This is a genomic window from Lysinibacillus sp. NPDC092081 (assembly GCF_044755845.1).
Lineage (GTDB): Bacteria > Bacillota > Bacilli > Bacillales_A > Planococcaceae > Lysinibacillus.
The window spans coordinates 166,374-191,003 of record NZ_JBIVRU010000005.1 but is presented as its reverse complement, the minus strand read 5'-3'; the positions used below and the strand labels follow the sequence as shown (position 1 = coordinate 191,003).

Annotated in this window: 25 protein-coding genes, 1 pseudogene and 2 other annotated features; of the genes and pseudogenes, 21 read left to right on the top strand and 5 right to left on the bottom strand. The window is 34.1% G+C overall.

The genetic code is table 11. The features are described from left to right. Positions 1–255 precede the first annotated feature (255 nt). The 5 genes and pseudogenes from ACIQLB_RS11200 to ACIQLB_RS11180 form a co-directional block, all read left to right on the top strand. On the top strand, positions 256–420 hold the full coding sequence (locus ACIQLB_RS11200; protein ID WP_400725245.1) for a hypothetical protein: 165 nt from the start codon (positions 256–258) through the stop codon (positions 418–420). Between the two features lie 94 nt (positions 421–514). Beyond that, on the top strand, positions 515–1,954 hold the full coding sequence (locus tag ACIQLB_RS11195; protein ID WP_400725242.1) for an MDR family MFS transporter: 1,440 nt from the start codon (positions 515–517) through the stop codon (positions 1,952–1,954). A 152-nt stretch (positions 1,955–2,106) separates the two neighbouring features. After that, positions 2,107–2,631: a DUF2199 domain-containing protein gene (locus ACIQLB_RS11190; RefSeq protein WP_400725239.1), complete on the top strand. Its 525-nt coding sequence runs from the start codon at positions 2,107–2,109 to the stop codon at positions 2,629–2,631. Between the two features lie 311 nt (positions 2,632–2,942). Beyond that, on the top strand, positions 2,943–4,625 hold the full coding sequence (locus tag ACIQLB_RS11185; protein WP_400725236.1) for a hypothetical protein: 1,683 nt from the start codon (positions 2,943–2,945) through the stop codon (positions 4,623–4,625). 71 nt (positions 4,626–4,696) lie between these two features. Further along, a pseudogene (locus ACIQLB_RS11180) lies at positions 4,697–4,954 on the top strand (ATP-binding protein); the annotation flags it as partial. Between the two features lie 140 nt (positions 4,955–5,094). On the opposite strand, the gene ACIQLB_RS11175 reads toward ACIQLB_RS11180, so the two are convergent. Both ACIQLB_RS11175 and ACIQLB_RS11170 read right to left on the bottom strand, forming a co-directional pair. Next, positions 5,095–6,432, bottom strand: coding sequence for a sodium-dependent transporter (locus ACIQLB_RS11175; protein ID WP_400725233.1), 1,338 nt, complete (start codon positions 6,430–6,432; stop codon positions 5,095–5,097). A 304-nt stretch (positions 6,433–6,736) separates the two neighbouring features. Continuing rightward, positions 6,737–6,960 (bottom strand) — a binding site (T-box leader). Positions 6,961–7,121: 161 nt separating this feature from the next. Then, positions 7,122–7,634 carry a DUF6609 family protein gene (locus tag ACIQLB_RS11170; protein WP_400725231.1) on the bottom strand — a complete coding sequence of 171 codons (513 nt, stop codon included), beginning with the start codon at positions 7,632–7,634 and terminating at the stop codon, positions 7,122–7,124. Positions 7,635–7,995: 361 nt separating this feature from the next. Here ACIQLB_RS11170 and ACIQLB_RS11165 point away from each other — a divergent pair, with 361 nt between their 5' ends. From ACIQLB_RS11165 to ACIQLB_RS11155, 3 genes are all read left to right on the top strand, one after another. Continuing rightward, positions 7,996–8,679: a DUF554 domain-containing protein gene (locus ACIQLB_RS11165; RefSeq protein WP_400725228.1), complete on the top strand. Its 684-nt coding sequence runs from the start codon at positions 7,996–7,998 to the stop codon at positions 8,677–8,679. 207 nt (positions 8,680–8,886) lie between these two features. After that, positions 8,887–9,127 (top strand) — a binding site (T-box leader). A gap of 226 nt (positions 9,128–9,353) precedes the next feature. Beyond that, positions 9,354–9,668: a hypothetical protein gene (locus ACIQLB_RS11160; RefSeq protein WP_400725225.1), complete on the top strand. Its 315-nt coding sequence runs from the start codon at positions 9,354–9,356 to the stop codon at positions 9,666–9,668. A 417-nt stretch (positions 9,669–10,085) separates the two neighbouring features. Further along, on the top strand, positions 10,086–11,858 hold the full coding sequence (locus tag ACIQLB_RS11155) for an oleate hydratase (protein WP_400725222.1): 1,773 nt from the start codon (positions 10,086–10,088) through the stop codon (positions 11,856–11,858). A gap of 48 nt (positions 11,859–11,906) precedes the next feature. Here the strand turns inward: ACIQLB_RS11155 and ACIQLB_RS11150 are convergent, their stop codons facing one another. Beyond that, entirely contained in the window at positions 11,907–13,571 is a 1,665-nt protein-coding gene (locus ACIQLB_RS11150) for a methyl-accepting chemotaxis protein (protein ID WP_400725219.1), read from the bottom strand. Between the two features lie 295 nt (positions 13,572–13,866). On the opposite strand from ACIQLB_RS11150, the gene ACIQLB_RS11145 reads away from it, so the two are divergent. From ACIQLB_RS11145 to ACIQLB_RS11085, 13 genes are all read left to right on the top strand, one after another. Beyond that, entirely contained in the window at positions 13,867–14,385 is a 519-nt protein-coding gene (locus ACIQLB_RS11145; RefSeq protein ID WP_400725216.1) for an RNA polymerase sigma factor, read from the top strand. After that, positions 14,382–15,398, top strand: coding sequence for a DUF4179 domain-containing protein (locus ACIQLB_RS11140; RefSeq protein WP_400725213.1), 1,017 nt, complete (start codon positions 14,382–14,384; stop codon positions 15,396–15,398). The genes ACIQLB_RS11145 and ACIQLB_RS11140 overlap by 4 nt, the downstream gene beginning before the upstream one ends. Positions 15,399–15,845: 447 nt before the next feature. Continuing rightward, entirely contained in the window at positions 15,846–16,127 is a 282-nt protein-coding gene (locus tag ACIQLB_RS11135) for a CD3324 family protein (RefSeq protein ID WP_400725210.1), read from the top strand. A gap of 157 nt (positions 16,128–16,284) precedes the next feature. Beyond that, positions 16,285–16,860, top strand: coding sequence for a GNAT family N-acetyltransferase (locus tag ACIQLB_RS11130; protein WP_400725207.1), 576 nt, complete (start codon positions 16,285–16,287; stop codon positions 16,858–16,860). Positions 16,861–17,032: 172 nt separating this feature from the next. Then, a complete protein-coding gene (locus tag ACIQLB_RS11125; protein WP_400725204.1) occupies positions 17,033–17,497 on the top strand; it encodes a helix-turn-helix domain-containing protein in 465 nt (154 codons plus the stop codon). Between the two features lie 79 nt (positions 17,498–17,576). Then, the gene (locus tag ACIQLB_RS11120) at positions 17,577–17,777 is read left to right on the top strand and encodes a winged helix-turn-helix transcriptional regulator (RefSeq protein ID WP_400725201.1); all 201 of its coding nucleotides are present in this window, start codon (positions 17,577–17,579) and stop codon (positions 17,775–17,777) included. A 180-nt stretch (positions 17,778–17,957) separates the two neighbouring features. Then, positions 17,958–18,461 (top strand): GNAT family N-acetyltransferase, encoded by a 504-nt coding sequence (locus ACIQLB_RS11115; RefSeq protein WP_400725198.1) that lies wholly within the window; start codon positions 17,958–17,960, stop codon positions 18,459–18,461. Positions 18,462–18,527: 66 nt separating this feature from the next. Continuing rightward, on the top strand, positions 18,528–18,956 hold the full coding sequence (locus ACIQLB_RS11110; protein ID WP_400725195.1) for an alpha/beta fold hydrolase: 429 nt from the start codon (positions 18,528–18,530) through the stop codon (positions 18,954–18,956). 4 nt (positions 18,957–18,960) lie between these two features. Beyond that, positions 18,961–19,479 (top strand): hypothetical protein, encoded by a 519-nt coding sequence (locus ACIQLB_RS11105; protein WP_400725192.1) that lies wholly within the window; start codon positions 18,961–18,963, stop codon positions 19,477–19,479. 116 nt (positions 19,480–19,595) lie between these two features. After that, the gene (locus ACIQLB_RS11100; RefSeq protein ID WP_400725189.1) at positions 19,596–19,901 is read left to right on the top strand and encodes a monooxygenase; all 306 of its coding nucleotides are present in this window, start codon (positions 19,596–19,598) and stop codon (positions 19,899–19,901) included. Between the two features lie 186 nt (positions 19,902–20,087). Beyond that, on the top strand, positions 20,088–20,465 hold the full coding sequence (locus ACIQLB_RS11095; RefSeq protein ID WP_400725186.1) for a GntR family transcriptional regulator: 378 nt from the start codon (positions 20,088–20,090) through the stop codon (positions 20,463–20,465). Further along, positions 20,465–21,322, top strand: coding sequence for an ABC transporter ATP-binding protein (locus ACIQLB_RS11090; RefSeq protein WP_400725184.1), 858 nt, complete (start codon positions 20,465–20,467; stop codon positions 21,320–21,322). The genes ACIQLB_RS11095 and ACIQLB_RS11090 overlap by 1 nt, the downstream gene beginning before the upstream one ends. Before the next feature lie 4 nt (positions 21,323–21,326). Further along, on the top strand, positions 21,327–21,944 hold the full coding sequence (locus ACIQLB_RS11085) for an ABC-2 transporter permease (RefSeq protein ID WP_400725181.1): 618 nt from the start codon (positions 21,327–21,329) through the stop codon (positions 21,942–21,944). 23 nt (positions 21,945–21,967) lie between these two features. On the opposite strand, the gene ACIQLB_RS11080 is transcribed toward ACIQLB_RS11085, so the two are convergent. Together ACIQLB_RS11080 and ACIQLB_RS11075 are read right to left on the bottom strand one after the other, a co-directional pair. After that, a complete protein-coding gene (locus ACIQLB_RS11080; protein WP_400725178.1) occupies positions 21,968–23,602 on the bottom strand; it encodes a hypothetical protein in 1,635 nt (544 codons plus the stop codon). A gap of 2 nt (positions 23,603–23,604) precedes the next feature. Further along, positions 23,605–24,381: an ABC transporter ATP-binding protein gene (locus tag ACIQLB_RS11075; protein ID WP_400725175.1), complete on the bottom strand. Its 777-nt coding sequence runs from the start codon at positions 24,379–24,381 to the stop codon at positions 23,605–23,607. Positions 24,382–24,630 lie beyond the last annotated feature (249 nt).

Here is a 24,630-nt window from a genome sequence, read left to right as displayed (position 1 = left end):
AAATCAGGACGGGTTATTTGTATTTGAGGTTAGAAAATTAAATAACTTTATTGTCACTCTACACTTCTGTAGCTTTGAAATAAAGTCATTCTGTTTACAAAAAAGATGTACCGTTTTTCCCCTTTAGATTATAGTTATCTATGGGGCGTTTTTTGTCTAAGAGAGCAAGGACATTGGAAGTAGAAAAGTGGATTAAAGAAGGTCGTGGTACTGGGCTAGGTGCAGGTTGGATGGTACTTAACGAGCTCGAATAAGATGGTTGAATTCGAAAATCCTGATGGTGGTTCTACAACAGGTAGAGCTTTTGAAAGTGTACTTGTTCAAGCAAATAATGACCAAGACTACATGTGGATTGGTGGTTTAAACATGGTTGTAGAGCTGCTTAAACATATAAATTCTAACAATGCATGGTCAAACTAACCCTCAGGTAAACTAGATTTGTTAGTTGATAGTTAATAAAAATATTTAGTTATATATTGAATATTTTTAACTGGATAGAAGTAAAGGGGAAAATATGAGAAAAAAAGTTATTTTATCATTAATGTTAATGACATTTCTTTCTGCTGTAGAAGGAACAATTATTAGTACAGCAATCCCCCGTATAACGAGTGATTTATCGGGCGTCGAACTTGTTAGTTGGGTATATGCCATTTATATGCTTGCCACAGCTGTTTCGACTCCAATATACGGGAAACTGGCTGATTTATTCGGTCGTAAAAAAGTTTTACTTATCGGAGCTACAATATTCTTAGTCGGCTCAGCACTTTGCGGTGTCGTTACATCGATGGAACAGCTCATCGCCTTTCGAGCGCTTCAAGGTCTAGGTGCTGGCGCTATTATGCCAATAACAATGACAATCATTGGTGACTTATATAGCGAAGTGAAAGACCGTGCAAAAGCACAGGGCTGGATTAGTGCTGTTTGGGGCGTCTCTGGTGTTATCGGACCATTAGTTGGCGGATTTTTAGTTGATTCTCTTTCTTGGCGCTACATCTTCTTCTTAAACGTTCCATTTGGGATTATCGCTTGCTTAATGATTGTCATTTATTATAAAGAATCTATTAAGCCTGCTAAGCACCATATTGACTATCTTGGTGCAACGGTATTCTCATTAAGTGCAATCGCTCTACTATACGCGTTATTAACAGGTAGCAGTAAGCAAAACTGGGGGGACATGACAATTATTGGCCTCTTAATTTTTGCAGCTGTTTCATTCGTTATTTTCTTATTCATTGAGAAAAAATCTCCGGAACCATTAATTCCGCTAACACTTTTCTCTAACCGTACATTATCTACTATAAACATTCTAACTCTTATTTCTGGAGCAATGCTTATTAGTATTACCATGTATCTTCCAATTTGGAGCCAAGGTGTATTAGGAAAAAATGCGACAGATGCCGGACTCATTTTAATGCCACTTCCTGTTATGTGGACATTTGGCACTATTTTTTCTGGTAAATTAGTTGATAACTTAAAAACGAAACAAATCATTCTACTTGGAGCTAGCATTCTTTCAGTTGCTGCCTTTTCACTATTTACATTGTCAACAGATTCACCAGCATTCCTTATTTATATTGCAGTTGGATTATTCGGCTTAGGAATGGGGCTTGTTGTACCTATTTACATGGTAACAATTCAATCAGCTGTTCCAAATCATACTCGCGGGACAGCGATTGGCTTAAACACATTTATCAATACGTTTAGTCAAACATTAGGTGCTGCAGTTTTTGGAGCAATTTTCAACACGATGATTCATGCACGCGGTATAAAAAACCTGGATCTTGTATCTTCTGGTGGACATGCAGGAACTACAGCAAACGTAGTAACCGAATCACAAGAAGCATTAGCTTCAAGTGTACATTTCATTTATATGGGTACTTTTATATTAGCACTAGTAACTTTAGTAATTGTTTGGTTCTTATTAAAGCCATCCACACAAACTAGTGAACAATAAAAAATAATGAATAAAATAAGCTGTGAAGAGATTTTTCTTTATAGCTTATTTTTATTTCTGACATGATCCTAGGTATAGTATACTTTTGGAATATCTGTTTTAATTCAGGTTAATATTGAGAAAAAGCTATTTCTCTTGTGAGGGATTATATAATGAGTAATTATCAAGAAGGTTATTTATGTAGATGTTGCGAGAAGTATCACAATGAACTTCCAATGAGTTATGGAAGTCCAGTTCCTGATTATTGTTATGACGTACCATTAGAGGAACAAGAAAGCCGAATAGAGATGAACGAAGATTTATGCATTATTGACAATGAGTATTTTTTTATTCGTGGATGTATTGAAATTCCTGTAATCGATGGAGAGGGGCTATTTATTTGGGATGTCTGGGTTTCATTAAGCAAAGGAAATTTTGATAAAACTAATGACTGTTGGGAAGTGGAAGGAAGAGAACAAGAACTAGAGCCGATGTTTGGTTGGTTATCCACTTCAATTCCTTGTTATCCTGAAACGATAAATTTAAAAACGATGGTTCATACTCGTTCCATTGGAGTACGTCCTTATATTGAGTTAGAACCAACTGAACATCCCTTAGCCATAGAACAAAGAGAAGGTATAACGATAGAACGTATAAAGCAGATTGCAGAAGAGCTATGTGATGAAAAGGAACAATAATAACTTTTCTTGTTGAACTAACAGAGTGTTTTAGTTGAATAAGGCACATTTAATTGATTAAACTTTTTTTAAAAATCTCAAACTTAGTTAGAAAGATTAACTCCATTTTGATCAAACTTTTTTCAAAATAATGGAGTTTTTGCATTTGCTGATTATAAAGGTTGAAGGAAATTTTTTAATCAATCTATATTCTAAAGCTACTCTTCATAAGCTAGAAACACTGATAAATCAACGATGAATAAAATCATACATAAACGAGTAAAAATGGAAAAGAGTCAACCTCTTCGTTTAGTTACATCAGGAGGACTAATTTGATTAATAGAAAAATCTGGGGCAGAATTTTATGCTTCATATTAGCGATTATAACCTTGACTTCATGTTTATTAAACAGAGCGGGTGAAGGTGAAGGAGAAGCTGAAAATAAAGAAATTGAACCTAAAGAGAGGGTTTCTCTAGCATTACCGAACTCCACACAATTACATTTGGAAGCCAATGGTTTACTACTGCAAAAAACAAAAAGTTCGAATAAAACGTATATTCGTTCAATGGATCAAACAACGGTCTATAAATTATTTGAAGATGGGGAAAACGTGGGTTCCATCAAGGTCACTATTCGAGAAATCGATAATGGGGATTTCTTCATTTTCACTCAATTACAAAACAAAAGCAGCAAAGGTTATAGTGCCTCGATATCGTACCCTATTAGGGGAAGTGTAAAGTATGATCTGACAGATTTCGAACGACAGGAAATTCAACATGAGCACGATCATGTATCCGGTGTAGATCCAACCACCTATCCTATCGGCCTGTTAAAAGTAAAGGAACACAAAAAATTAGTTACCAATATGATGATAAGCCGAAACTATGTATCGAAAGAATTGATAACAAAGTATGAGAACGGGGACAAGAGTGTGGTTCGGGAGTTGACGAGTGAAAATAAGGCCTTGGAATTAATTAATAATGATAATGGCCTTACTGTAACGCTTCCACTTCAATCAGTAGGAAAAGATTTATCTGAAAACTGGGTGTTAGTGTCACAAGAGCCTCTGTTTAAAAAAGAAGAAGGGCTCAATGAATGGATTAGTCAAAGTGCCAAACAATACAAAGAAACTAACAAATGGTATACAGCCGAAGGGCCTTATACAAAACTCCCGTGGTCGATCGAACCTGCAACAAAGTTAGGATATGGGCGAAACCTAGTGAGGGTCCAAGATAAAAAAGCCTTAGATCACTATGAAAGTATGCAGGAGCGATACTTCTATGATTTGCTATTAAACTCTGTTGCAAACTTATTTATTTTTCAAGGAGATAAAAAAGGATTATGGGAAACGGAGTATACGAGTTCGTGGCTGAAAAAAGATTACGGAATCCAAGCTCCATATATCGATACAAGGCATAACGAAAAAACTGCGTTATTCCTCAAAGAGGCAGGGGACATCCTTGACATCAAAGAACTCAAAAACTCGACCATCACCTATGCAGATTTTTTAGTCGATCAGGCAAACAATGGAAACATAATCGAAGTTCCCAAAGGCGGTTACCTTGTGACCGATTATTATTCTCCTCAGCAGACAAAGAAGACACATACATCCTTAAATCACGCTTTAGGAGAAATGAATTTCTTACTAGAATCCTATCAACAAACAAAAGAGAAATCCTATTTAGACGTAGCCAGAAATATGAGATGGGGTGTTGAAAATATCGGAGAAAAATGGTTACGAGAGAATGGGGATGTGTGGTATCAAGTGAATGGCGATTTCACTTTTGAAGGAACTGATTATCCTCTCTTGACGTTAGAAGATTTACTGAAATCTCAACAATCTTGGGAAGCTGTTGGAGAAAAAAGAAGTGAAATGTTTGATCTACTCATTCGCTCGAAAGCGCAATATCTCGTGGAAAGTAAGCAGGAAATTTTTCAATCTGTAGCGAACTCTCTCATCAACCAAGGGTTTGGGGATATCATAGAAGGATACAATAATATTCCTAAGTTCTAATAAACCTCATATGTTGTTCTTACGCTATAAACGGGTACGATTGTTTAACAACAAAGGCAGAAAATGCTTCTGTCTCTCTTATCGGAGACAAGGAGAGAATTCATCAATTAATGGTCATTTTATTAGATAAAGCTATAAAGTATACGAAAGAGGGAGGGGGAATTTTAATTTCTTGTTCCCAGACCTTTAATTCCGTTTTCATAAGAGTACAGGATAATGGCATCGGTATTGAGGAAGAGAATATACCCAAAATATTTGATCGATTTTTCCAAGGGGATAAATCAAGGACTGAAGAAGCGGGAGCTGGTCTTGTGCTTGCCATTGCTTCCCGATAGACAAGTTCTAGCTTTTTAAAATCATGAACTGTATGAACAATCCGTTACCTCAACAAAATATAACCAAAACTACTAAGGAACAATAAATATGCCCTTTTTAGTTTTGGTTTTTTGTCTATAAAAGTAAGATTAGTTTAAATCACGCCAATTACATTTAAAAATACGATAATAATTGCAATCGGTGCTATATAGCGAAGTAAGAATAACCATAATACAAATAATTTATAGCCTTTATTTTTACTCACACCCAGTTCTCTCATTAATACATCTTTCTTCATTTTAAACGGTACGAAGATCGCAACTAATAATACACCGAGTGGCATAAGAATATTACTTACTGTATAGTCTGCTAAATCAAAGATTGTTTTTCCAAACAATTGCACATCGCTTAATACACCAAATGATAGCGCCGATGGAATCCCTACAACAAAGATTAGTAATCCGACCATCAATGCCATTTTTTCGCGTTTCCCTTTACCCTTTGTCGTTAAAGAGGCAACGCTAATTTCCAACATCGAAATGGCTGATGTTATAGTTGCAAAGAAAAATAGTAATAAGAAAATAATGAAGAACAATTTTCCGAATGCCATTTTACTGAAAATCGCTGGCAATACTATAAATAATAGACCTGGTCCTTGAGACGGTTCCATTCCAAATGCGAATACTACTGGGAAAATAGCAAGCCCTGAAAGCAATGTAATGACAAGCGTTAAACCGACGATAGAAAATGCGGAACGCGGTAAACTTTCTTCTTTCGGTAAGTATGAGCTATACGTAACCATAACTCCTACCCCGACAGATAACGAGAAGAACGATTGCCCCATCGCATATAAAATAACTTCAGATGTAACATTTGAGAAATCAGGCTGTAAGAAGAAACGAACCCCTTCTCCTGCTCCATCTAATGTAAGAGCACGAATAATTAATACAAAGAATAAAACAAATAGTGCTGGCATGAAATACTTATTTACTTTTTCAACACCGTTTTGTACACCTTTACTTACGATAAAAATAGTCATAAGAATAAATAATAGCTGTGATCCAACCGCTAAAAATGGATTGGAAATGATTTCACCAAAGGTTGCTTCGTAAGAGCCATTTCCTTCCCATAGTCTACCTGTAATTGCATTCCATAAATATAATAAAATCCATCCTCCTACAACACTGTAGAATGAAAGCAATATGAAACATGTTACAATCCCTAATTTACCTAGCCCCGACCATAGCGTCTTAGGAGCAATATCTCTATATGCTGCAACAACCTCTTTTTGTGTACTTCTTCCAATTACAAATTCCGCCAATAATAATGGTAAACCAATTAATAAAGTAAAACCGATGAAAATAAGGAAGAATGCACCTCCACCTCCAATACCGGCCATATACGGGAACTTCCAAATCGCGCCAAGACCTATTGCTGAACCTGCTGCGGCTAAAATAAAACCTAATTTCGATGTCCATTGCTGTGATTTCATCTCTTTATCTCCTCTCTTTTTCTATTTCTTTGTTTATGACAATTCGGTTTTTATAATATTGTTCTATCGTGACTCCTTTCTCATACAACCACTTCTTTTTAAATAAAAAACGTCCCTACGCAAATACGTAGGGACGATAAAATATCGCGGTACCACCCTAGTTATGAAGATACAACAAGAGTAAGACCCAAATAAAAAACGCCCCTACGCAAATACGTAGGGACGATAAAATATCGCGGTACCACCCTAGTTATGAAAATACAACAAGAGTAAGACCTAAATAAAAAACGTCCCTACGTGCATACGTAGGGACGATATATATCGCGGTACCACCCTAGTTGTGAAAAAAATTCTTCACCACTTTATTTGATAACGGTATTCTCTACCGTCTTCCACTTCCTCACAACGTGTGATTTATGAAAGATGCTCCAGGTCGAAATTCATGATCATCTATATACTGATTCGCACCAACCATCAGCTCTCTGATATAGGGAGATTTTCACTACTTAATCCTATCATTGCCCAAATATTAATTTTCCGAATTGATAATATCATTTTTATCACACATTAAAAATAGTGTCAATTAGATTTTTGAATTTTTATACGGTTTTGCTTAACTTTATTTGTACTAGATAGTATAAATTCACTTAAAAAAATGAGGATTACTGCAGAGCAGAATCCTCATTTTTTTAAAAATTAATAGGGCTTAGTTTAATGTAAATACTACCAAATAAAATCTTTATTAGGCCATCTATTACAAAAAAGACATCTAGACTTACGTTAGTCAGGATTAATCCAATGAATGCATTGATTATTAAAGTGATTGATAGAAAAAGCATTAATTTCCCATGTACCGGAATAAAAGGTACGAAATGAATGCCGACAGCTAAAATAATTAATAGCCAGCAAGTTCTATAATCATTGGCAAATAATTGAAAACTGACAAAAACTAAAATAGCTAATAAAAAAATTGAAAAATTAGACCACTTTTTTTGTTCCGGTGTACCAGGACCAACTGCTAATTTCTCCCGGGTTTTAGGGCTTAATTGCCAAATCATACCTAGTACATAAACGATGGCAAAAGGCCAAACATTTGGATAGCCGTTATATTTTATTAAAAGTAAGAACATTGCAAAGCCAGCTATTATTAGCCAAATCCCATTAATCCTTTGTCTAGGATATTTGTAGGCTTGTGTTTCCATATTCTATTCTCCATTCTCGAAATATCTATATCTTCGAATAATAAATTCTAGAATAATATATCAAACTGAATTACATTTTTTTGTCACTATTTGTCGAAGAGATAAAAATATAGGTCCAAATTAAGTTGCGTTGTTTATAAAAAGTCATACTGTTTTTTGTTTGAAGATGTGTTGTTCCAGAGGCAGAGCTGCCTTTTTTATTCCGCTTATAACGGTCAATGAACTGTATTGTGATAAGATAAATTAAACATATCTTATGACTAAAGGAAGATTTGAATGGAGAATCGATTTTCAATAGGGGAAATGGCTAAGCTTCATAATACATTTGGGTTAAGATTATTATTTAATAGGAGAAATGCTTATGGTTGGAACAATATTTAATACAATGATGATAATAGTCGGGAGCATTGTGGGAAGCATCTTTAAAAAGGGGATAAAAGATGAATATCATAATATTTTAATGCAGGCTATGGGACTAGTAGCTATGGGGTTAGGAATAAATGCACTAGTGCAACATTTACCTTCAAGCAAATATCCGGTGCTTTTTATTGTAAGTTTAGCTATAGGAGGTTTACTAGGTCAAAAACTAAAGTTAGAAACAAGATTTAATGCTTTAGTAAATAAGTACTCTAAGGGTAATTTAGCTGAAGGTTTATCGACTGCTATTTTATTATTTTGTATTGGAACTTTATCAATTTTAGGTCCCGTTGAGGCTGCGTTAAAGGGAGACTATACATATCTGCTTGCAAACGGTATGTTGGATGGAATTACTTCAATTGTTTTAGCTTCTACCTTTGGTATTGGGATAGCTGTTGCAGGGATAGTATTATTTGTATGGCAAGGTTCTATTTATTTAATTGCGATATTAATGGAGAATTCTTTAAGCAATGATCTTCTAAATGAAGTGACTATTGTAGGAGGTATATTAATATTAGCTTCAGGTTTAAGTATTTTAGGGATCAAGAAATTTAATACGTTAAATCTTCTGCCATCATTAATGATTCCTCCTATAGTATTTTTGATTATTCATTTAGCCCAATTATAATTTTTATTAGATATTGCATTTAGAGGGCTTTAGTTATCAATTGTATCTGTAAATTTACTTAGGGAGCTATGTTAAGTAACTTTCCAAAAATTATACAACTTAATTTAAAATACCCTTCTAATTTATTGACAATTCAAATAAAGGGACTATAATAATTAACAAGATTTGCATAACGAAAAATTGTTGATAACAATTTGGAGTATAAGAGTAAAAGTGTTGAAGAGAACTAGTAGTTTTAATGGAACTTACAGAAAGTGGCCGGTTGATGAGAGGCGCAAGGAAAGTTAAAATGAATTCATCTTGGAGCTGCGTACCGAACTTTAGTAGGCTACGACGGGTTTGCATCCGTAATCAATGCAGAGGTATCGCTTTTAGCCGTACCTATTGAGTAGAGTTATGTGAGTAGCTCTTAAATTAAGGTGGTAACACGTTCATACACGTCCTTTAGGTTGATTCCTAAAGGGCGTTTTTTTATCTTCATTCAGTAGAAGTGGGTGGTAAGATGAATGCGATGTGATTCCTTATATAGAGGAGCTCAGTCTAAGAACGTCACATCCTGTGGCAATTTATCTGTAGCAAAAGCAAAGCGACAGCTACTATTACGCCAAGGTGAAATTGATTTTTACTCTTATAGAACTTGCAATATTAATTCAATATTTAAGGAGTTGTATTGTATGTTTTTAGAACTGGGAGAACATTTAGAGATGATTCAAAAAGGTGTAGGTATGATCGTTAATGAAGGACAGGTTTCGCCTGATAACATCCCCACAATGTTAATTGAAATAGGGGAAGAGTCTGTACTAGATATTATTCCATCATTAATTGCAAAAGGATATATTAAAAGTAAAAATGAGTTTATGCGATTAATGAAACAAAATGGTGTTTCTTTAAATGGGGAAAAACTTGTAGAAGATGATACTGACATAATATTAATGAATGATGAGGTTTTACAAATTGGGGAGCAACAATATATACGATTTATAAAATAAGGGAGCTAAGCAGATTACTAAAGCGCCAAAAATAAGGATGGTTATTGTATCGATTGTGCCTGTGAAATTTGACTGTGGAATGATCCATTTTATTTTCTTACTATAATAATTATGCAAGGTAGACGTCAGTATATTGTATACTTTATCAGCTTTATGGTTAAGGGAATCATACAATTAATCCAAGTACTTTAAAGGTTATCCGCTACAAGGCAATCTAATGTCATAATCCCTTTAAAACAAAAGATATCGATGAATAATTTATAAAAATGCAGTGAATTGTTATGTCAAATAATAGGGTATGAATATCTAGAGTTTAACTTTAAAATTGAATTTTTTGTTAATTTCTCTCTCATTTTACCATTATCATGCAAAATAATGGTATGCTATATCACGATAATAGTTTATGGAGGCGGTATTATGTATTACAGTAATGGTAATTATGAGGCTTTCGCACGTCCTAAAAAACCAGTGGGTGTTGATGAGAAATCGGCATATCTTGTTGGTTCGGGGCTAGCTTCACTGTCAGCCGCATGTTTTTTAATTCGTGATGGTCAAATGAAGGGAGAGAATATTCATATTCTCGAAGAACTAGATATCTCAGGCGGTAGCCTTGATGGTATTTTAAATCCGACAAGAGGCTTTATTATTCGTGGTGGTCGAGAAATGGAAGATCATTTTGAATGCCTATGGGATCTATTCCGTTCAATCCCATCTTTAGAAATAGAAAACGCTTCTGTTTTAGATGAGTTTTATTGGTTAAATAAAGAGGATCCTAACTATTCAAAATGTAGATTGATGGATAATAGAGGTCAAAGACTTGAGGATGATGGGAAGTTTACATTATCTGATAAAGCATCTGAAGAAATGATTAAATTATTCTTTACGCCTGAAGAGAAATTAGATGATGTAAAAATTACAGATGTTTTCTCTGAAGAGTTCTTTGAATCGAACTTCTGGCTATATTGGTCTACGATGTTTGCTTTTGAAAAATGGCATTCAGCAATGGAAATGCGTCGTTATATTATGCGTTTTATTCATCATGTTGGGGGTCTACCTGATTTATCTGCATTAAAATTTACAAAGTATAACCAGTACGAATCTTTAGTACTTCCTATGATTAAATATTTGGAAAGCCATAATGTTGATTTCCAATTTAATACTGTTGTAGAGAATGTTTTAGTTGATAAAGTTGGCGATAAAAAAGTTGCTCATACTTTAGTGTTAAAACAAAATGGTGTGAAAAAGAATATTGAGCTAACAGAAAATGAATTAGTGTTTGTTACAAATGGTAGTATCACAGAGAGTACAACTTATGGTGACAATAATACGCCAGCCCCTATAAGTACTGATTTAGGCGGAAGCTGGTCACTTTGGAAAAACATCGCTTCCCAAGATTCTGAGTTTGGTAAACCAGAAAAATTCTGCGATAATCTTCCGGAAGAAAGTTGGTTTGTTTCAGCAACACTTACTACACTGGATGATCGAGTTGCTCCGTATATTGAAAAAATCAGTAAAAGAGATCCATATGCTGGCAAGGTAGTTACTGGTGGTATTGTAACTGCTACAGATTCTAATTGGATGCTAAGCTATACGTTGAACCGACAACCTCATTTTAAAGAACAACCAAAAGACCAATTAGTAGTTTGGATTTATGGTTTACTATCTAATAAACCAGGTGATTTTATTAAAAAGAGTATTACCGAATGTTCTGGAAGTGAGATAGCACAAGAGTGGTTGTACCATATGGGTGTGCCTGTAGAGGAAATACCGGATCTAGCACAAAATTCTTGTAATACAATTCCGTGTTACATGCCTTATATAACATCTTACTTCATGCCTAGAGCAATGGGGGATCGTCCTTTAGTTGTCCCTAATGGATCTGTTAACTTAGCCTTCATGGGGAACTTTAGTGAAACTGAAAGAGACACTGTATTCACTACTGAGTATTCAGTAAGAACAGCGATGGAAGCTGTTTATCAATTATTAAATATTGATAGAGGCGTTCCTGAAGTATTTGCATCTACTTTTGACATTCGTACTTTATTATCTTCAACTGCTCGCTTACTTGATGGTAAAAAATTAACAGATGTAGATGCTCCATTTATCTTAAAACAAATAGGTAAATTTGGTATTCATAAAACAAAAGACACGATCATCTATGATTTACTGAAAGAAAGTAAATTGATATAAAGATATGTGCTAAAAAAGCTGATTCATAATTGAATCAGCTTTTTTACATTAAATAGTGAATTTTTTCATTTCGTCTCTTAAAGCATCAGCAATAGCATTTAGGTCTTTAGCTTTTTCAGAGACAGTCTCGATGCTTTTAAGCTGTTCATTTGCGGATGCCGAAACTTGTTCTGTTCCTGCAGAAGTTTCTACGGCAGAAGCGGATATGTTTTGTACGGCACTAATGATTTGCTCCTTGCGCTCATCCATCTCATGAGATAAATGTTTCACCTCTTGTGCCACTTCACTCGTCTGATCTAGAGCTACCTTTATTGTATGGAAGATTTCGCTAGTATCCTTTGTAGCTTGTGCATTTTGTTCGACAATGCTAAGGCTTGTACTAATTTCCTGCACAGCACTTTTAGAAATATCCTGAATTGCAGAGATTTTATGCTTAATATCCTCAGTAGCATTAGATGTCTGTTCCGATAATTTTCGAATTTCATCAGCAACGACTGCGAAACCTTTCCCTGCTTCACCCACGCGAGCTGACTCAATGGATGCATTCAGAGCTAATAAATTAGTTTGAGTTGCGATATCTGTAATTGTATTGACAATACTTGATATATCAGATGAAGTTTTTTCTACTTCTTGAACGATTTTACTTACCTGTTGTGAAGATTCACGATTCTTCTCTGACCAAACAGAGAGTTGGTTGACAGTTTCTACACCTTCATTACTTAAATGATCAATATCCTCTGTCATGGAAGCGATCTTCTCTGTATGCTCAATAACACGATCAATATTTCCAGATAGTTGATTTAATTGTTCTCCGCTTTTTTCTGTATCATGAGCCTGCTCTTCTGTAGCTTTTGCCATTTCATTAATGGCTGAACTAATTTCGTCAGTCGTACGTACCGTATCTTCTGCTATTTGAATAAGAATCTTAGAAGAATCTGATAACTCGGAACTAGTATTATGTATGTTGACGGTAACATTCTTTAATGCAGAGCGCATGCTAGAGATGCCTTTTGCCATAAGACCAATTTCATCTTGATGATTTAATAGCTTATCTAACTCAGGATTTTCGGTAAAGTCTAAGCTAGTAGTTTGATGAATGACATTTTCAAGATTTTTAATGGCAGCAACGATGCGACCAATAATCCACCACATTAAAGCACCTATAATGATAAAACTCACTACACCTGTAATAATCTGATAGCTTAGTACAGAGTTTGTAATAGATTGAATACCGCTTTCTGGCACCCCTATGTCAATTACTCCATAAAGTTCACCATTTTTATATATAGGCTCCATGATGTCATATGTCCAAAAACCTTGAACTTCAGCATACCATCTCGTAAATTGCTTTTTTCCGTGTTTAGCACCATCGATTGTGTATGCATCCTCATATGTTTTTCCTAATTTTCCTTTATCACTATGTGCCACTGCTTTTACATTGGTATCAATGACAATAGCATAAGTCACATTCTCTTGTTGTGCTTTTAACTCCACAAAATCTTGTAAAGATGAGATGGGATCACTCTCAGAATTTAATATAGTCTCTGCTTGTTTTGCAATTTCATAGACCTGTTCATTAGCTTTCTCAATTAAAACATCTTTACTATTTTTCCCAACAACCCACACACCTAATACGGAATTGATTACAGATGACAATAACAGCAAACTTAATGTAAAAAACAATAATCGCCGCTTAATGCTTTTGTTTTTCATATAGTTCCCCCTCTGAGTTTTCGGAACTTTATACCTAAAAAAACTCAAATTTTAAGTATAGTATTATGTAATAAAACAGGAATGTCAATAATAGATTGCGAGACTTCCTGCTTAGTTTGTAGAAAAGTGAGGTATAAAAGTCCTTTGAAATTTCAACGATTTTATGAAGCTTTGAACAGATCGAAAATACCTATTTCGGAGAGTTAATAGTTAGTGTAATAAAATAATAAATCGATGCAACTAACTATCAATCAAAATGCTCTAACGGTATGTAAAGAGAAAAAGAGGTGATTATATGCGTTCCGAGTTTCTTGTCAAAAAAGCAAAGAAGGGAGATGGAGAAGCGTTTATACAATTAATCCGTCAATACGAAATGACGCTTTACCGGACAGCAAAACGACTTGGTTTGAAAGATGACGACATTGCAGACCTTTTACAGGACACAATACTGACAGCGTTTGAAAAAATAGATTCTTTAAAAGAAGCAAAATATTTTAATACATGGCTTTGTCGAATTCTTTTAAATAACTGCTATCGATTTATGAAGCAGGATCAGCGTACTGTACCACTAGATGTGACGACATTGCATGAACTGCGACACCAAGATCAAATTTCACTTGAGCTTGATGAGGCATTAGAGAGTCTAGATGATAGCTATCGCATTGCTTTAACGCTTTATTATGTGAATGGACTCACGACAAAAGAAATTAGCGAATTTCTTCATGAATCAGAAGGGACGATTAAGTCGAGGATTTCTAGAGCGAAGCAATATTTGAAAAATAATTATTATGTTGAGGGGGCACAATTACTATGAAAAAATCATTAGATGACCGTTTACATGAGGAAATGAATAGAGAACAAGAAATACCGGATATTGTGCAAAAAGCTTTTGATCGTTCATATACAGAGATTCGATCTAAATTAAAGAGAAAGACAACAAAACGTTGGTTGAAGCCTATTTCAGCTGCGGCTGCATGTGCAGTGCTCGCTTCGGGTATGATCTTGTCTAATGATACAGCAATGGCCAAACTAAAAGCATTTCTAGGGTTCGAGGACGCTGGGATTGAACTTGCTAGTCAAAACGGAGAGGTACAATATGTTGGTGTATCGCAAAGTTCACAAGATGTTAAGGTTACACTTGAAAATACATTTGCGGATGCCTATCGAGTAGGGCTTCAAATGGAAATTTTACCGAAAAATATGGATATAAAAGATATTTATCACGTAGGCATTGAATATCGTATGTATGATTCGAAAGGAATAGAAATTGATGCCCTTGTTTCAGATACAAAGCCTCTTAATTCAAAAGGTATTACGGGTAATGCCGAGGAGCAAATTTTGAAAGGAAGCGGACAATCCATAATTTATGAATTACTATTACAGTCCAATGAACTGGCATGGCCATCTCTAGAGAACGCTCAATTAGTAATTGAATCCATTCATTTCTATACAGAAAAGAAAGGGATTATCACTATTAATGGAGAATGGCCATTTACATTGACACCAACGAAGGTTGTAACACAATCATTTGAAGCGGAAAAAGCTGTTGAAGGTATTCAATTACAATCAGCAACCCTTACGAATGGCTCTATGCATGTATCTTTAATGGTCGATGCAAATCTTTATGAGGATGAAAATCAATTTTTTGAATGGGTATTAACAAATGAAAAGGGAGAGTCCTTTTATGCACGAGGAGCCAATATAGAATTGAAGGATGGAAAAACCGTTGTTAATTTAGTTTACCCTTATAGTATTTGGAATAAGGAAAAACAACTAAGCTTAAATATAAAGGGCTATGAAAAAATAAAATTAAAAAGTAAAGAATGATAGATAATTTAAATATTTAGGAGTACATATAGCAGCTATATCGCTAATGTACTTTTTCATTTGTTTATCAATAATAAAGCGAACAGGAATCTATAAAATCTCTTTGTGTTTTTGGATAATATGGGGCTCATCACCAAAAGTTGTGGACGACATTAGTTAAAACGTATGCTATGTATATAAGTTGATTGGAGTGAAGGCTGGGTGACTCCTTGGGGATTAGCGGCTCATCGGACGCCCCCAGGAAAGCGCCCAGCCGTAACGGAAATCAACCAACGTTTTGGTGATGAACCTTATATGGTATAGTAGGAATAAAATTACAGAAACACAAGGGGGATGTTTGAATGAGAAGAGATACTTTTTTTGCATAGCAAAGGCTATTGCAATATAAAATAAAGCAAAAATAGCCTTTGCTCTTCCTAAAAGAAAAATTACATTTAGGGGTGCAATATGAGCTATAAAAAAGCAAAGCATATTCTACCGGCTGAGTTGCTAGAGTTAATTCAAGAATATGTTGATGGTGAGTATATTTATATACCGCGAAGATCAGAACATAAAAAGAACTGGGGATCCGGTACTACGATAAGAGAAGAATTCGATGTAAGAAATTCTAATATTTATAACGATTATCTATCGGGAATGGATCCGGCTACTTTGGGCGAAAAATACTATTTATCATCAAAGAGTATTCAAAGGATTGTACTAAAAGAGAAAAGAAGAAGAAAAAAATAAGTCAGGGTGGTTTTAGACCACATTGGCTTATTTTCTTTTATGAAATATGAATGAGGTTTTTTCAGGTAATGTAGGTTAGATATAATTTAATCAGCTTCTTTTGAATTTTCACCTTTAGTTTATTTTGATATTCATTAAAAAAATAGGAGAGAAAAAAATGAACTTTACCAAATTATTAGGAACCTCTTTCCCATCAACACAAACTGAACGCATTAAATTAAGAAAGTTGAAGTTGGAGGATGCTCTTACGTTATTCAAGTATTATTCAAATGAAAATGTATATCGTTATCTTGATTGGAATGGACCAGAAACTTTAGAAAGAAGTTATGAAGTAATTAATTTTTGGAACAAAGGCTATGATGAAGGTTGGATTATTCGTTTTGCTATTGCTAACAAAGAAACCGATGAAATTATTGGTACTATTTTTTTAAGTGAATTTGTAGGCAAACGAGCTGAAATGGGGTATGAATTATCTGAAGAATATTGGCATCGTGGTATTATGTCAGAAGCTGTTAAAGAAGTATTATCAATAGGATTTAATCAATTAGGTTTAGTAAGAATACAGGCAATTGTTACAGATGAAAATATAGCTTCAAAGAAGTTGTTATCGAAATTCAACTTTAAGGAAGAAGGCTGCTTAAGACAATTTGAATGCCATAGTGTTACAGGAGAATGTAAAGATATGTTGATCTATAGTTTGTTGCATACCGAGTTTTCAAAGAAGAATATATAAGTTTTATAGTAATTCAAGGATTTCCAATAAAAAGTGCGACAAAAACCTATTTAATGAGTTTTGTCGCATTTTTATATAGTGTTCTATTTTCCTCTATTTTCGAAAATTCCTGTTAATAGAATTTCCAATATGTGATAATTACCATAAATTGAGGTAAGGGAAGGATGATGAAATGGAGAAGAATATTTTAAGTTTAAAACTGAAAAGATATCGAGAAGAAAAAGGAATCACTCAACAAGAACTAGCTGAGATTTTGGTTGTTAGTGATAAGTCTATATCTAAATGGGAACTTGGGAATGGTTATCCAAGTAAGAGGAATATGTTGAAGATATCGGAAATTCTAGATATCAGTGTGGAAACATTGTTATTAGAGGAAAAAAACGATGATAAAGAGAAAATAAAGTTAAGTATTAAATATAGCTTAATTAGTTATATCATTATTTTTGCTGTAACCTTAATGATCAAAGGTTTGACAGGTGCAGAACAGTATCAAAACATTTTATCTAAAGATATTATTGAGATTTTTAAACTACTTGCAAGTGCATTTGTACAAAATATAGGAATTGCTTTACCACCCGCAATTATTATTGGTTTCGTTTTTTATTTTTATATTTTTCCTAAACAATCAAGAGAGTAGATATAAATCTGCTTTCTTTTTTTACAATAAAGCTTTATAACTGATAATTTAGAGTTATAACGTATGAGAAGGTGAGAAAATGCGGATTCAATTTTGGAAAAGTAAAAAGGAAAATAAGGAATGGCGAGGGGGAAATCCAAATGGACGGCCTAAAGTGGCCATAAACGAATCGAAGTTGCTGCATTTAAAGGATACCGAAAAAAGTAATCGAGAAATTGCACGAATACTTCGCGTTTCAGAAGCTACTATTCGGAGACGATTGAAAGATTTAGAGGGTTGATTTTTCTCTTTTTTCGATTTGTTATACATATATTATACACCAGAATGGAATGTGTATATTTTTCTTCATTTCAGGACTCCAATGGATTAAAAACAAACTCTTCGGTATGATATCGTAAAGAGTTTATTTTTTCTTAAATATGGATTATGTTACATATTTTTCGGAATGAGGGTGAGAAGCTTGGAAATATCAATTAATAGCTTACAAGAACGTGACGCAGAAGAATTGTATCAGTTCGAAAAGAATAATAGACAATTCTTTGAACAAATGGTACCTAGTCGTGGAGAAGATTATTATAATTTTGAAACGTTTAAATTAAGACATAGAGAGCTTTTAGTAGAACAGCAGGAAGAAAAATCAAAATTCTACTTAATAAGAGATAACTCAGGCAATATTATTGGAAGAATTAATTTAGTAGATATAGATACAACGAATGATTTAGCAGAAGTCGGTTATAGAGTGGGGCAAGAATATGGAGGAAAAGGAATTGGGGCTAGCGCTTTAAAGCTACTATTGGAAACAGAAATCAGAGTAAAAAAGATAAAAGCAAAAACAACAACAAATAATATTGCATCTCAAAGAGTTCTTGAAAAGAATGGTTTTAAACAAGTGTATATAAGTGATGATGAATTCGAAATGAATGGCCAAAAGCTGCAGTTTATCGATTATCTTTTGGAACTCTAAAAGCCATGGTGTCTTCTGTTGGTCTTGATGGATAGTAAAAATCCTAAGAGGGGTGGTTGAAAGACAGTGTTTAAACGAATCATGATACTTTTTTCAAGTATTGCAGCGATACTTTTGTTGATCATTACGACAAGTTATATTATTCATCAAATACAATTATCAAAGGAAGATAAATTATTTAAGCCAACAGGAAAAATGATAGAAGTTAATGGCCATCAAATGCATGTGTACATAGAAGGAAACGGAAAAGAAACGCTTGTATTTATGTCTGGAGGAGGCACAAGCTCACCTGTTTTAGATTTTAAATCATTATATTCATTGTTAAGCGATAAATATAAAATCGTTGTCGTTGAAAAGGCAGGTTATGGCTTTAGTGACATTACAGATTCTGACCGTGATATTAATACTATTTTACAAGAAACAAGAGATTCTCTATTAAAATCAGGTGTTGAAGGGCCATATATTTTATTCCCTCATTCGATGTCTGGGAATTGAGGCATTGTATTGGGCTCAAGTCTATCCGAATGAAGTTAAGGCAATTATAGGATTGGATATGGCTGTTCCTACTGCATATAAAGATTATGATATAAATATGCCTCTAGTTCATTTAAATGCCTTTGCTGCTAATATTGGTTTTACTAGATGGTTTCCAAGCCTTTCTGAAAGTGATGCTATAAAATATGGGACTTTGACAGATGAGGAAAAAGAATTGTATAAAGTGATTTTTTATCGTAGAACAGTAACTAAAAATATGGTGAATGAAATTAAGCATATTAAGGAAAATGCCGAAAAGGTAGGAGCGGCTGGAATCCCAGATGTTCCAATGCTCTTGTTCTCTTCAAATGGTCAAGGGACAGGTTGGAATGAAGATGAGTGGAATGGATTTCAAAAGGAGTTCATCAGTAAGCATAAAGACGGCACATTAATAAAATTAGATTGCTCACACTATATTCATGATATTGAATTTAAGCGAATAGCTGATGGATCAGAAAAATATATAGAGAGTTTAAATCGTTAGGCTCATGGGATCCCCAGGGAAGCGTCCAGTCGTAACGGAAATCAACCACACGTTATGGTGAAGAGCCATAAAAATTGCTAATTGTTATAGAAAAAATCAAAAAGGGAGTTTTAATCATGAAATATTTATTACAAGTTGATTTTACAATGGACGGGCCATTCGGTGAAGAAATGTCTGAGGCATTCGTTGATTTAGCGCAAAGTATTAACGAAGAGTCAGGTATGATTTGGAAGATTTGGACCGAGAATGCGGCGACTAAAGAAGCTGGTGGGATATATTTATTTGAAACCAAAACAGATGCTGAGCAATATTTAACTATGCATTCAGAACGATTAACAAGTTTCGGTATTACCGATATTCGTGGGAAGATCTTCGAAGTGAATGAAGCATTATCAACAATTAATAAAGCTCCAATTAAGTAGTTGGCTAAAGCTAATTGGCAGTATGATCAACTAAATATTCAGAATTGAAAACATGGGATTGTGATTTAACAGTCTCATGTTTTTGTTTTGTTGAGCTCAATAATAATTTATTGCTTGCAAAATAAGTTTAATGTGTATATATTGTATATAGAGTATATATACAATATGTCACGAAGAGGTATTTGCATGCAAATTATTATTTCAAACAGTTCAAAAGAGCCGATTTATGAGCAAATTTATGCTCAAATTAAAAAACTTATTTTATCAGGTGAATTACAAGAAGGTCAGTCATTGCCATCTATGCGTCAGCTCGCAAAGGATTTAGAAATTAGCGTTATTACTACAAAACGAGCTTATGAAGAGCTTGAGAAAAACGGATTTATTTATTCTATTGTTGGAAAAGGTTCGTTCATCTCTGAGCAAAATAAGGAAATGATGAGAGAAAGAAAAATAAAGGTAATCGAAGAAAATCTGTCGGTTGCCATTCAAAACGCGAAGGAATTGGACATTAGCTTAGCAGAGCTCAAGGAAATACTTACTTTATTGTATACGGAGGATGAATGATGGAAAATGTTATTGAATTACAGCATATTCATAAATCTTTTAAAGGATTTCAGATGAAAGATCTTTCTATTAACGTTAAGAAAGGCTATGTAACTGGATTTATCGGAGGAAATGGTGCAGGTAAATCAACAACAATCAAATTGATTATGAACTTATTACAGCAAGATGGTGGTACTGTTTCATTGTTTGGTATGAATTATAAGGGACATGAAAAAGAAATAAAGGAACGTATTGGTTTTGTCTATGATGAAAATGTCTTTTATGAAAATATAACTTTAAAGGATATGAAAAGGATTATTAAACCAGCCTATAAAAACTGGGATGATAACGTTTTTCAACGGTATGTTGATCAGTTCGAACTACCGCTGAATAAAAATATGAAGACCTTTTCGAAGGGAATGAAGATGAAAGCCTCGTTAGCTATTGCTTTAGCTCATCATGCAGAATTAATTATTATGGATGAGCCAACTGCTGGACTCGATCCGATATTTCGTAGAGAATTACTAAATATTTTACATGAGTTAATGCAGGATGAGGAAAAAACAATTTTCTTTTCGTCACATATTACAACAGATTTAGATCGGATTGCGGATTATATTACTTTTATTCATAATGGAGAACATATCTTTACGAAAGAATTTTATAAGATTGAAGAGGAATATGCCATTGTCAAAGGGACATTGGATTTATTGGATCGTGAAACGGAACAAGAGTTTATTTCAATCCGAAAAACGAACTCTGGCTTTGAAGCATTAACAGCTGATAAAAATCGTGTGGCAAACATCTTTGGGGATTCTGTTATTGTGGAAAAACCAACGCTTGAAGATATTATGTACTATACGAAAAAAGGATGGTAATTGTATGATTAACCTTATACTTAAGGATGTTTTAATACAAAAGAAAATTATATTATTTTATATTGTTACTATAATACTCTACTTATTGTCAGGTATATCCTCCCTAATATTATTAGGATTTGTTTATAGTGTAGTATTCATAATGAGTGCTTTTTCTTATGATGAAAAAGATAACGCGAATATTCTTCTTAATTCGTTACCGTATACGAGAAAAGAGATTGTCAGTTCAAAATATATAGGTTCACTGATATTTGCAACAATATTTATATTCATTGTTTATATCGGTGATTTCCTCTTGAATGGAAAAGAAGTATTGTTTATATGGAAGGAAATGCTACTTATTTTTAGTCTTGTAATGGTTGCTATTTCCTTTATGTTTCCAATCTCTTATAAATTTAAAACGCAATACTTAATGATTGTTTCAGGTGCTTTATTTGGTATCTATTTGTTAATAATTAATACCTTTATTCCTAATTTTAATGATAAATTAAGAGAATTAATACAAAGATTCCTGACTTTACAAGAAACGGAAATGTATCTCATAGCTATCCTTACAATCATTATTTTATATATAGGGTCGTGGTTACTATCTATTCGTATATATGAGAGAAAAGCTTTTTAAAATAAAACGGCTTGAGCTCAGGCTCAAGCCGTTTCCGTACGCTTAAAAGCAAGCTTCCATAGAATGAAATTCGTGATGACAAGCACGATTAAGTAAATGATTGCCCCATAAGTAGTATGAGTAGTCAGGAAGTAATGTAGTCCCGCTAGAGCACCTAATGGGATAAGCAATATAAGAGTTTTCCAGCTCTGGGCATCGCCAACTTCGTTATAGGGCTTTGTGAAAGGAATCTTGCTTCCCATGCCGATGTAACAAATGACGGTGAACATGCAGCTTGCCACTAAAACACTCAGTAAATCTGGGATAATTCTCGTACCAAAAATGAAGCAGAAAATGATGCTTAGAACAATATATAACGGACTATACAACTTAATCAAAAATGCTTTTAAGCTACCTTTTTTCAAGTCTGTATAATCTTTGAGTGGAAAGACTTTATAGATCCAAGCGGCTTTATATTTTCCCGAATATCCGAGCAAAAGCACAGCTGACGGAATAATTAGCATGCTGAAATAAATATTTAGATAACTCATGCTAACGGAATAATCAACAACTTCGGACCTTGAAAAAGAATACATAAAAATAAAAGGGATGACAAAAGAATAGCCTAAAGACGGATATACTTTCAGTTTAAACTCGCGCTCTTGTTTCATCATAAGAGAGGAGAAGCGATAGAAAGCTCTTTCTTCATTAGTTCTACAAATGATTGTTAACAAAAGGGTCTTAAGTCGATTGTTCTTCTCTTTTTTCGATTTGCTTGTGTTTAATAGTTTTTGTAGATTGCGTTCAAAGGTTGGAATCAGCTGTAGATAAAGCCATATCGAAATAATTGGCATGACAACAGCAAAGCTACTACATACCACTGTAAATAAAGATCCGTTACCATTTAGCAGCAGCTCATAAGGAGCGGCAAACCACATAGGAATTAGAAAAATACTCCACCAATGAAACGTGACTACCATATCAAAATCGACAAGTTCAAAGGACCTAATAAGAACTTGATAGCCAATCATCAGCATTAATGATAAGCCAATTTGCACATAATTGATGATATCTTTCAGCTTTTCTCCATCAAAGAATCTTAAAATAGCAATATATAAAATAGCGGTTAAAACAACAATAAAAATATTAATTAAAATTAGTAAGAGCACAGTTAAAATAAAAAATACAATTCCTTGATTATATAGGCCTACCATAAGGGGGATGGCCGTAAATGCAATCGTTAAATACGTCAAGTAGATGAAAATATGCATAAACTTGGCCGCATTGATCGTTCTAGCAGAGATTGGCTTGGTAGAGAGGATGCTTCTGTCTCGTACATCCAAAAGTACGGAAGAAAAATCAGAAATCAATGATGTCATGATGATAAAAATGATCATGGCATAAGCGATACTCATCTGGAAAAGATAGTTTTGACCGAATCCAATAAAAGGAATTAACATAAGCCCGAATAAAACATAAATCCATAAAGATTTGATGTAGCCGTATTTTTGTCCTTCCTTATTTTTCTTTGATGATTGGTTAAATAATGTCGGTACTTTACGCTCATCCATTGTTAGTTTAATATGGAGGATATTTCTCATGATTTCGTAATCGATGCCCATTTTCACAAAAATAAATTGAATCTTATCAAGCAGTTGTAGAGTTTTGAAATCTTTCATCATTATACCTCTTGTACAATAGAAACAAATTTCTCACCAATTTCCTGATGATCATGGAAGCCTGTCAATTGGTTGAAAATCTTTTCCAGAGTCCCTTCGGTATTGTCTGCTTGAAGCTGGGTAAATGTCCCATCTGCAGCAATTTTCCCATCATTCAACAGGATGATCCGACTACTGATTTTTTCGACAACATCCATGATATGAGAGGAATAAAATATCGTTTTTCCTTGGGCAGCCAGCTGAGTCAAAATTTCTTTGAAGATCATCACACTATTCGCATCTAATCCATTGATCGGTTCATCTAAAAATAACAAATCGGGATTATGTATAAGGCTAGCGATAATTAATAGTTTTTGCCGCATCCCTTTTGAATAAGAAGATATCCTTGAATGATACGCTTCTCCAACACCAAACAATTCCATTAAGGATTTTGATTTATCCGCAGCGACTTCTAATTCAAGGCCATAAAGCTGGCCGATAAAGGTTAAATACTCATAACCAGTTAAATTATCATAAACATCTGCTATTTCAGGTACATAGCCAATTCTTCGTTTATATTCAATGCTGTCTTTTCCGATATTCTCTCCGAACAGCTTAATTTCCCCAGCGTAATCGCCCTCAAGCCCTAAAATAATTTTGACTGTTGTACTTTTACCAGCACCGTTCGGACCGATATAACCAATTATTTCTCCTCTCGAGACGTGCAAGTCGATTCCTTTTAATATTTCTTTGCTACCATAACTCTTCGTCAAATTCGTAATCGTCAAGATTTCTTCCATGTTGCAACCCCTTTCTGTTGATCCCTCATGAACGGGCAGTAATTTATCTGTACCGAAAGTGAAGAAGGTAGATAGGAAATTAACTGCCCGTAAAAGACCAATTCGTGAAAACTAATAAACGATGGAGGATGAAGAAAACCCCACTGATTAAAGTTTCAATTTATCTTATGTTTAGTGTAAACGATTTAGATAAAATATCCATAAATATAATATAACATTTAAAAATGTGGAAATATCTCTTTTTAAAAT